Annotated in this window: 7 protein-coding genes; 6 read left to right on the top strand and 1 reads right to left on the bottom strand. The window is 49.3% G+C overall.

Features of this window, described 5'->3' with window-relative positions:
• Positions 1-332: 332 nt before the first annotated feature.
• Both Q0668_RS03195 and rpiB read left to right on the top strand, forming a co-directional pair.
• Positions 333-1592, top strand: a complete 1260-nt coding sequence (locus Q0668_RS03195; RefSeq protein WP_298859861.1) for a PQQ-binding-like beta-propeller repeat protein — start codon at positions 333-335, stop codon at positions 1590-1592.
• Positions 1593-1737: 145 nt separating this feature from the next.
• Positions 1738-2199 (top strand): ribose 5-phosphate isomerase B, encoded by a 462-nt coding sequence (gene rpiB / locus Q0668_RS03190; protein WP_298859859.1) that lies wholly within the window; start codon positions 1738-1740, stop codon positions 2197-2199.
• An 85-nt stretch (positions 2200-2284) separates the two neighbouring features.
• Here rpiB and Q0668_RS03185 read toward each other — a convergent pair whose 3' ends face one another.
• On the bottom strand, positions 2285-3814 hold the full coding sequence (locus Q0668_RS03185; protein WP_298859857.1) for a N,N-dimethylformamidase beta subunit family domain-containing protein: 1530 nt from the start codon (positions 3812-3814) through the stop codon (positions 2285-2287).
• Positions 3815-4039: 225 nt separating this feature from the next.
• Between Q0668_RS03185 and Q0668_RS03180 the strand changes: the two genes are divergently transcribed.
• The 4 genes from Q0668_RS03180 to Q0668_RS03165 all read left to right on the top strand — a co-directional run.
• Positions 4040-5317, top strand: coding sequence for a M20 family metallopeptidase (locus tag Q0668_RS03180; protein WP_298859855.1), 1278 nt, complete (start codon positions 4040-4042; stop codon positions 5315-5317).
• A gap of 4 nt (positions 5318-5321) precedes the next feature.
• Positions 5322-6437 carry a YbdK family carboxylate-amine ligase gene (locus tag Q0668_RS03175; RefSeq protein WP_298859853.1) on the top strand — a complete coding sequence of 372 codons (1116 nt, stop codon included), beginning with the start codon at positions 5322-5324 and terminating at the stop codon, positions 6435-6437.
• Between the two features lie 115 nt (positions 6438-6552).
• Positions 6553-7893 carry an excinuclease ABC subunit UvrC gene (locus Q0668_RS03170; RefSeq protein WP_366918863.1) on the top strand — a complete coding sequence of 447 codons (1341 nt, stop codon included), beginning with the start codon at positions 6553-6555 and terminating at the stop codon, positions 7891-7893.
• Between the two features lie 155 nt (positions 7894-8048).
• On the top strand, positions 8049-8246 hold a 198-nt coding region (locus Q0668_RS03165; RefSeq protein ID WP_298859849.1), incomplete at its 3' end, for a hypothetical protein.

Genomic DNA, 8246 nt, shown 5'->3' with positions numbered 1-8246 from the left:
CGTACCGGCTTCCACTCTTAAAATTTGGGGCCACCAACCATTTTGTCAAAGAACTCTATTTAAAACCAATGTGCGAACAATTTTCGCCCACCGGAAATAAATCAGGTTCGTTAATCATATCCGTCCCCCTCAAAGTGTCAATGAACTACCTCCTCAAATCTTTGAATTCCCGGTGAAATCTTTTTCGGGCCGAAATATCTTGCCCGACACGCTCTTGAGACAGCCCGCAATACTTGCCAGACTTAGTCCATTGTGCCAGAATTAAATCATTAACAAAACTTTAATTACACATAGGTACACATCCCCAGCCTCAAACAGGAGGACTTGCTGACGTGAGTGTTTTCAAAATTGCCAGCATCTGCATTCTATCAATGGTGACTTATCTGTCGTCTCAGCAGCTCAGTGCGGAAGAATGGTTTGAGTTCCGCGGCCCTACCGGACAGGGTCATTCTACAGGTAAAGCCTTACCCACGACTTGGACTCCTACGGAGAACGTGCTGTGGAAAACGGACATTCCGGGTGTGGGCTGGTCATCACCCATCGTTGTAGGCAAAAAAGTGTATGTCACGTCGGCGGTCTCTTCCGAATCTGAAACCTCTCCCGATCAAAGTCTGCAACTGATCTGCCTTAATCTGGAGAGTGGTAAGATTCTCTGGAAAAAAGAGATTTTCCATCAGACGAAAGAGACCGCACAACGGATTCACAAGAAGAACAGCCATGCCAGCCCCACGCCGATTTCGGATGGCAAAGTGATTTACGTTCATTTTGGAACTCATGGAACCGCCTGCCTGACACTAGACGGCGATGTCATCTGGAAAACAAACGAACTCAAATACCAGATGCAGCACGGCAATGGTGGCTCGCCGATTATTGTTGATGACAAGCTGGTCATTATCTGTGATGGCAAAGGAGCAAATTTCATCGCAGCCCTCGATCGGAATACAGGTAAGATTGTCTGGAAAGTCGAGCGTAATGTTGATGGTCGTAAAAAGTTTTCCTTTGGAACTCCCTTACTGATTACCGTGAATGGCAAGCAGCAAATTGTCGCTCCGGGAACGGATGTGATTTCCGGCCATTCACCTGAAGATGGTAAAGAAATCTGGCAATTGAAATATACGGGATATTCTGTGATCCCCCGTCCGGTTTTTAGCCATGGTCTGATCTTCGTGACCACCAGTTATGATCGCCCTTCACTGCTGGCGATTCGCCCGGATGGTAAGGGAGATGTGACTGATACGCATCTGGCATGGTCGAACAAAAGCCAGATTCCCCATACTCCCTCCTTAATCGTGGTTGACGATGAATTGTATGCGATCAGCGATAAAGGGATCGCCCAGTGTTTCGATGCCAAGTCAGGCGAACTCGTCTGGAAAGAACGAGTGGGCGGAAACTACTCTTCTTCACCTCTGTATGCAAATGGGAAGATTTACTTCCAGAGCGAAGCAGGCGAAACCACAGTGATTGCCGCGGGTAAAAAATACCGGGAGATTGGTCGCAACGACCTCAAAGCGCCAACACTGGCTTCATTTGCGGTTGCCGACGACACTTTGTTAATTCGAACGAAAACACAACTCTATCGTATCGGTAAATAGTACATCTGAATTTCCTACTTTCATTTTTATTCCTACGTGCTTGAGCGCAAACCTGATCTTGTTGGTTTCTGACGCCACTCGGCTGCAGAACCAGCGCTTCAAGTACGTGACAATTCGGTCTTAACAAAACTAGAATTTTAATCGAATGACTTCGCCCGCTCCCGCAGAACAACCGGTCAAAAAAATCGTGATTGCGTCGGACCATGCCGGCTACCGGTATAAACGACGGATCATTGAACACCTTACTAAAGCGGGTTTTCAGGTGGAAGACATCGGGACTGACTCCACGGAGTCGGTGGATTATCCGGACTTTGTTTTTCCGGCGGCAAAAGCAGTTGCAGAAGGAAAGTTCGATCGGGGCATTGTTATTGGCGGTTCGGGTAACGGCGAAGCGATCGCCGCCAATCGGATCAAGGGCGTTCGCTGTGCGGTCTGCTGGAATGAAAAGTCTGCCCGCCTGGGCCGTATGCATAACAATGCAAACATGATCTCAATCGGGGAGAGGATGGTATCAATGCACGATGTCTATGAAATTATCGATATCTGGCTAAAGACGCCCTTCGAAGGCGGGCGGCACGTTGCCCGCATTGAGAAGTTGGATCAATAACCTCGCCTCTTAATTTCTTAAAACAGCACGCAAGCGCGATGCAACACAACCTCGCTCGCGTGCTTGATATTTACCGGATGACTAATCAGGAAATCGCGCGGCGCATGATATTATGCGTGATCTGCTGCACTCGATCATCTGGTCCATGTGGTCTTGACCAGTGTGACCAGGGAAGCATATGCCCGGGTGGACTGGAGAGATCTTGACACCAGAAGATCGTTGAGGCATTGAACACAAAATTCTTTTTAGGGCCGGGATAGATGGTTGCGGTCCACTGCTGTGGATTCACGCCGCCCTGTAATGCGGTGCCTTTCGCGACGATTTCCAGACCGGGGATATCGGTTGGCGGATCACCGTGATATTCCCAGCCGATCAAGCCGGGAATGGAATCGCCTTTTTTCATACCGGTCTTTTCAAAGATCCAGTGATCGGGCAGTTCGCATACCCAGTCGCCGCCCCCGTTGACCGGGTCAACATTCCGGGAGCCCATCAGATAACCTTCATCGGGACCGCGGTGGGGAAACGGGCCGTTATCACGTTCGCGGGCTTCTGCGTATTTGTATTTCCCGCCATAGGGACCACCGCGAAACATAATTCGTTTTGGTCGCCCGTCGGTACTGTCCAACAGGGGTGTGACCCAGCAGACTGAGTTGCCGGAAAAGAATAACAGATTGACTCCTGCATCGCGCATTTTGACGACCGAGTTATACTGTTTAATGTCCCAGTATTCATCGTGGCCTACGGATAAAAACGATTTGCATTTCAAGCCACGCTCGGGAGTTACCATATCACTGTTGGAACAATAGCTCACATCATAGCCGTGCTTTTCCAGCCAATAGGCAAACGGAAATTCAAAGCAGAGCCATTCACCGGATCCTACGGACTGCGGGTTCTCGTAAATCTGCGCATACTTGGCATAAGGGCGATCGAAACTCACGTCGGCCCAGGGTCCCTGATTTCCTTTGGGATCCGTATAAACCGAGTAATTGTCTGGCCATCTGTTATAGGCTTGCCAGGTATTGTCAGAACATTGAAACAGAATATCCGCGGGACGATCATCCTTCACAATGAATACGACATAACTTTGCCAATAGCCGTGCCCGGTTTTATCTTTGAGCGTTGAGAGGCGTCCCAGATAAACGCCACTGGTCCAGTCATCCGGTATCGTCAGCGAAACAGCAGATTCCCAATGACATTCATGCAAATTCTTTTTACCCGGTTTTGGCACAGGCTGTGGTTTGCCTTGCAAGGGACCTATCGTTTTCATCAATCGTGCACCGCGCCCGTCATAGTAACCCGTGCGAAAGATTTCAATTTTGAATTCCTGTGCGGGACGCGTGGAAACCATAATATCCAGTTTATCCCCGGCTGCGACACTCTGCTTCGAACAATAGCCTTCGATTTTGGGGGCACGAAAACCCGCGCGTTTATCGAGCTGCACACGAGTCAATTGCCAGTCGGCGGAACCCTCTTTCAAATTTTCGCGGTGGATTAAATCGGGATCCGCGCCAGCTGCCTGCGCGGTGTTCAAGGAGAGATTCCCAGCCAGCGACGCCAGCGAAGTGGCTACGGCCCCTTTGAGTAGATTACGACGATCCGAGTTGATTTCTTTCATCTAGCTGCTTCCTGTACTCAAGGTGCCTTGAATGAATCATTTTGTGCACTGTGATTCTATTTATTTTTTTGCTGAACTCTTTAGTTTGTACGTTAAACCTTTATGATAACCTTAATCTTATTAAAATAAGAAGTATAAATACGAGTTTTCCATCTCAGTCTGCGATTAATAGGCTGTAATAAGGACGGTCTATTTCAATCCTGGCTAGCACCACCGGAGCTTTCAGTGGCATCATTTTCTCTCGATCAGTCCGAAATCAAAGCCTCTTATCAGTCGACCTCAAAGCAACTGGAACGAGAACTGAGCGAGCTTGAGCCTACGTTAATCGACATACGGCGCACACTACATAAAAATCCGGAAGTCAGTGGCGAAGAATTCAAGACTTCACAACTGATTTGTGAAACGTTGCGCGAACTCGGTCATGAACCACAATTGATGGATAATAAAGTTGGCGTGACTGTCGATTTGACTTTGGGAACGCCGGGCCCCGATTCCCCGCTGATTGCCATTCGTGGGGATATCGATGCCTTGCGGATTACCGATCAAAAAGAGGTCGATTACTGCTCACACAATCCGGGTGTCGGCCATCTCTGTGGTCATGATGCACATACGGCGATCGTCTTAGGGGTGGCGCTGAGTGCCAGCAAAGTTGCAGCGACGTACGACAAAGACTGGCCAAATCAGGGACTCCGCTTGCGATTAATTTTTCAGCCTGCCGAAGAAATCTGCCTGGGTGCACGCTGGATGGTCGAACAAGGGGTCATGAAAAACGTATCCGCCATTATCGGCTTGCATATGGATCCTGAAATTGATGCGGGAATGGCAAAGGTCCGTTACGGCGTGATGACCGCTTTTTGCGATGAAGTTCACTTCGAGATTCATGGTACCGGCGGTCATGCGGCGCGGCCTCATCATGGAAATGATCCGATTACCACGGCCGCCCAGTTAGTCTCCAGCCTGTATCAGAATCTGCCTCGTTCCATCGACTCGCGAACGCCCGCCGTCTTTACGATCGGGCAAATCACCTCCGGGCAGGCACCGAATGTGATTCCTGAAATTGCATTACTGAAGGGGTCGCTACGTTCGACCAACGATCATTCCCGGGATGTTCTCCATAAAAAAATTGAGGAGATTGCTCAGGGAATTGCATTGAGTACCGGGACCAGAATCGAAATTCTTTTCAAATCTCCCTTACCTGCGGTCGTCAATGATTCCTCAATCACGGCTACTTTGGAACAAGCATCAAAAGACGTGCTGGGAGATCAACAGGTGGGTCTGATTGATTTACCCAGTATGGGGGGAGAAGATTTTTCGATCTATCAGGAATCTAGTCCCGGGTCGATGTTACGGTTGGGTTGTGCGAAGCCGAATCAGAATAACGCGTTTTTGCATTCGCCTTACTTCGACATCGACGAACGTTCGCTGGCGCTGGGCAGTCGTATTCTATTGCAGACGGCGCTCTTACTCTCATTGAACCCAAACATCATCAAAAAAGGTCATTAAGCATATGGGAACAATTTCTTTTGCAAGAAATGATTACCCGACTCTGGGTGTGGAACTGGAATTGCAGATGGTGAATGCAGAAACATTTGCCCTCTCAAGTTCCATCATGGAGTTACTGGCGCAGCTTCCGGAAGAAACGGCGAAATCTGTCAAACCGGAATTGATGCAGAGTTATCTCGAAATCAATACGGGAATCTGCCGCACGGTTGCGGATGTTCGTGAAGATCTGACAGGCAAACTGAAAGATGTCAACGCGGCTGCCGACAAACTGGGGCTGAAATTGTTCTGGGCCGCGACTCATCCTTTTTCTTCCTGGCGCGATCAGGAAATTACGGTCAACGATCGCTACTACGAACTGGTCGACCTGATGCAGGATGTCGCGCGCCGACTGGTCACCTTTGGATTACATATCCATGTCGGCGTCGATTCCGGTGATAAAGCCGTCATGGTTTGCGACCGCATGTTGAGATACCTGCCTTTACTGTTGGCGCTCTCTTCGAACTCTCCCTTCTGGGAAGGTCGTAACACGGGCCTGCATTCGAATCGTTCCAAAATCATGGAAGGTTTGCCCACCGCGGGATTGCCGCCCACCATGCGTAACTGGAGCGAATACACGTGGCTCATCAATCACTTAATCAGCACCGGTTTCATCAATACGATTCGCGAAATCTGGTGGGACATTCGCCCGCATCATAACTTCGGCACCGTGGAAATCCGTGTCTGCGACATGCCCGCCAATCTGGATCAAGTATTGTCACTGACCGCGTTCGTGCAATGTCTCGTCAAATGCATATCCGATGAAATCGATGAAGGTGCTTATCAACTGCAGCATCATCCCATGATGGTCCAGCAAAATAAATGGCGGGCCACGCGTTATGGAATTGATGCCAGCTTAGTGAATAGCGACAGCTATGATCTGTTCTCGGTCCATGATTCCACGAAACATCTGGTGGAGCTGGTTAGCCCGATGTCGGAACGATTGAAGTGTACGGACGAATTAAACGGGATCTATGATCTGATTCACAAATCCGGCGCCAAACGACAGTTGGAGATCATGGAAACAACCGGAGATCGACGGGAAGTCGTGAAACAGATGATTGAAGAAAATCGCACCTTCTGATTTTGCAGTTGATCATCTATAATTCAAAATCCCAGCGTATTCCCCGATCACCTTCGATGCTTTTCAGGAAACTGATGACGTGTCTGATACAGATCCTCTTCCTGAGAGCGAATCTTTGCCGACAGAACCGGTGATTCCGGCGACGGAGGCAGCTGCGCAGACACCTCAGGAAAAAGTGCGCACCTTTCCTACTACCCCCGGCGTGTATCTGATGAAAGATGCCCAGGGACGCGTGATTTACATTGGCAAAGCGGTTAATCTGAAAAGCCGCGCATCGAGCTATTTCACACAGGCTGCCGCCGTTGATCGGCGGACGGCAGAATTGGTCACCGAAATTGCGGACATCGATTTTCTGGATACAGATACTGAAGTCGATGCGCTGCTGCTGGAAGCCCGGCTCATCAAGGATACTCGACCGCGATTCAATTCCGAACTCAAAGACGACAAAACGTTTCCCTACCTCGAAATCACCACGCGTGAAGACTTTCCCCGCGTGGAATTCACACGCACGCCACAAAGCAAAGGGACCAAGCTGTACGGCCCGTTTACCAACGCCAAGCAGCTGCGGGGTACAATCACCGTTTTGCAGAAAATCTTCCGCTTTCGAAATTGTTCTCTGGACATTGAAGACGGCGACGAAAAATGGCGATGGTTCCGCCCTTGCCTGTTGCATAGCATCAATCAATGTACGGCTCCCTGTAATTTGCGGATCAGTAAAGAGGACTATCGCAAAGATATCAATAAGCTGAAACTGTTTCTGGATGGTAAAAAAGACCGCCTGCTCAACGAGATGAAAAAAGAGATGCAGGCGGCCTCGGAAGAAAAGAACTACGAAACGGCGGCGCGGCTGCGGGATGAAATTCAGTTGCTGGACAGTCTGCATGAGCGCGGCAATCTGGAAGATCATGCGCAGCCCGAAGTGTTTTACATCGACCCGAAAAAGGGGATGCAGGGATTGAAAAAAGTCTTCCAGCTTCCCGACCTGCCCCGCCGGATCGAAGGGGTCGACATCGCACATTTACAGGGAGGCGAAACGGTGGCGAGTCTGGTGCAATTCATCGACGGCTTGCCTTTCAAACATGGCTATAAACGTTTCAAAATCCGGACCGTCAAAGGCATCGACGATTATGCCTCGATTCGTGAAGTGGTCAGCCGTCGCATTCGGCGATTGCATCAGGAAGGGGAAAGCTTCCCCGATATTCTATTGATCGACGGCGGCAAAGGCCAACTCAACGCGGCTATGACCGCGATGCAGGAACTGGGTGTCGATCCACCGTTTACGATTTCACTCGCCAAGCGCGAAGAAGAAGTCTTCGTGCCCGGCGAAACCGAACCGCGGCGTCTGAGCCGCCATTCGTACGGCTTACGGCTGCTGCAATACGTGCGTGATGAATCGCACCGCTTTGCGCAACATTATCATCATCTGCTGAGGAACAAATCGCACTTTGATGAGTGAACAATGTAAAGCCCGTAAATCGGTCGGTAGTTCTACTTTGGTGCGGTAAATAAAAGCATCTGCATACTTGCACACATTTCCACGGGTTCGTATATTCAATCATTGGCCATATCTATTAACATTGGGTTTTAGCAGATACGAATAACAATCAGACTATGCCATCAATAATCAGTCTTCAAGATGCCAAATCACAATGTGGAGAGGAAATCATTGAGACAATCAAGGATGCTATTTCCCCTTTCAATGAACACCACTTCGCTCAACAGATATATGCAGAATTAGAGGAAAAGTCGGCTCATAGAACAACTCTTCGTTATAGACTTGCTCCTTCAATTGTTTGCCGCAGTGAAATT

It is taken from the genome of uncultured Gimesia sp., from assembly GCF_937910335.1.
Taxonomy (GTDB): domain Bacteria; phylum Planctomycetota; class Planctomycetia; order Planctomycetales; family Planctomycetaceae; genus Gimesia.
This window is presented reverse-complemented; position numbering and strand designations above follow the sequence as displayed.

Bases quoted from the DNA above. Each gene is read 5' to 3' on its own strand.
- rpiB (WP_298859859.1), top strand. From the start codon at position 1,738: ATGACTTCGCCCGCTCCCGCAGAACAACCGGTCAAAAAAATCGTGATT.
- Q0668_RS03185 (WP_298859857.1), bottom strand. From the start codon at position 3,814: ATGAAAGAAATCAACTCGGATCGTCGTAATCTACTCAAAGGGGCCGTA.
- Q0668_RS03175 (WP_298859853.1), top strand. From the start codon at position 5,322: ATGGGAACAATTTCTTTTGCAAGAAATGATTACCCGACTCTGGGTGTG.